This is a genomic window from Pseudomonadota bacterium, assembly GCA_022361155.1.
Taxonomy (GTDB): Bacteria; Myxococcota_A; Polyangia; order Polyangiales; family JAKSBK01; genus JAKSBK01.
Window position 1 is genome coordinate 1 of record JAKSBK010000311.1, and the last position, 1,050, is coordinate 1,050.

A 1,050-nucleotide genomic window follows, 5' to 3' on the forward strand; every position below is an offset into this window, starting at 1 on the left:
CGCGCCCGGCACGCGATGGATCGACCGGCCGATGCCGTAGGCGAGCGTGTCGGCGCGTCCGGTGCGGGTGTCGGCCTGTTGGAGCGTCGGCGGGTCGCCGAGGACGAAGAGGGCCAGCGTATGCCCGTCGGCCCAGGCATGATAGCCGACGGGCTTGACGGCGTCGAGCACGAGCGCCGGGTTTTCGCCGTTGAGATCGAACCGCCAGAGCCGCTGCGTGCCGTCGGCTTCGACGCGGATGGTCGAGAAGCCGTCGCCGTTAGGCAGCATCGTGGGCGAGTATTCGCTCTCCGGCGTCTCCGTTACGCGCTCCGGGGTGCGCGTAGCCAGCGTGATCCGATAGATCTCCGTCTGCCCGTCGCGCGCCGACGTGTAGAGCAGCGCCTTGCCGTCCGGCGTGAAGAACGGCTGGTTGTCATAGCCGTCTCGATCCGTCAGGTTGATCAGTTGATCGTGGGGCAGGGCGATCTGGTCGTTGTGCATCGCCACGAGCACGATGTCGGTGCTGGGCGGTCCTTGAGCCGTAGCAAGACCGGAATCGCTCAGGACGAGAAGGCTGCTGAGTAGCAGGCAAAGCGCAAAGGGTTTCATCGGAAGACAGGCCTGTGATGAGGAACGAGGATGCAGGCAAGATAGGAAAGGGCGAAGGCGTTGTCCCAATCAATTATCCCTGTGCCCCGGTGCCGGAAGTCAATTCCTGAATGAGACGCTCGCTTACGTCGATCTTGCTGAGGGCCGGGCTGTCTGGGGGGAGGTCGAGGGTCTGAAGCGGGTTGCCGTAGGCGGTGAGCCATCGCAGCGCAGGCAGGTTGGTGAGGGGGCGCAACGAGGTAAGCGCATGGCTGCCCAGGAGCAGCGACTCCAGCCGGGGCAGGCCGCTGAGGCCCTCCGCGCTCGTCAGATGGTTGACGGCGAGGTTGATCCCCATGCCTGGAACGCATTGACCAACGGTGTGATCTATGTCCGGAACATCACCGCTGCCATGTCAGAGCCCAACGCGGGTTCTGCGGTCACCGACCTTGAAACCACCGCACGCTTTGACGGTGACGA

The 1,050-nt window shown here is 64.6% G+C and carries 2 protein-coding genes; both read right to left on the bottom strand.

Annotated elements, in window-relative coordinates; translation table 11 throughout:
- A partial coding sequence (locus MJD61_12215) for a hypothetical protein (protein ID MCG8556033.1) occupies positions 1-591 on the bottom strand: 591 nt, incomplete at its 3' end.
- 73 nt (positions 592-664) lie between these two features.
- Positions 665-928, bottom strand: a complete 264-nt coding sequence (locus MJD61_12220; protein MCG8556034.1) for a hypothetical protein — start codon at positions 926-928, stop codon at positions 665-667.
- Positions 929-1,050 lie beyond the last annotated feature (122 nt).

Coding starts and splice junctions, on each gene's coding strand:
- MJD61_12220 (MCG8556034.1), bottom strand. CDS start 928: ATGGGGATCAACCTCGCCGTCAACCATCTGACGAGCGCGGAGGGCCTC.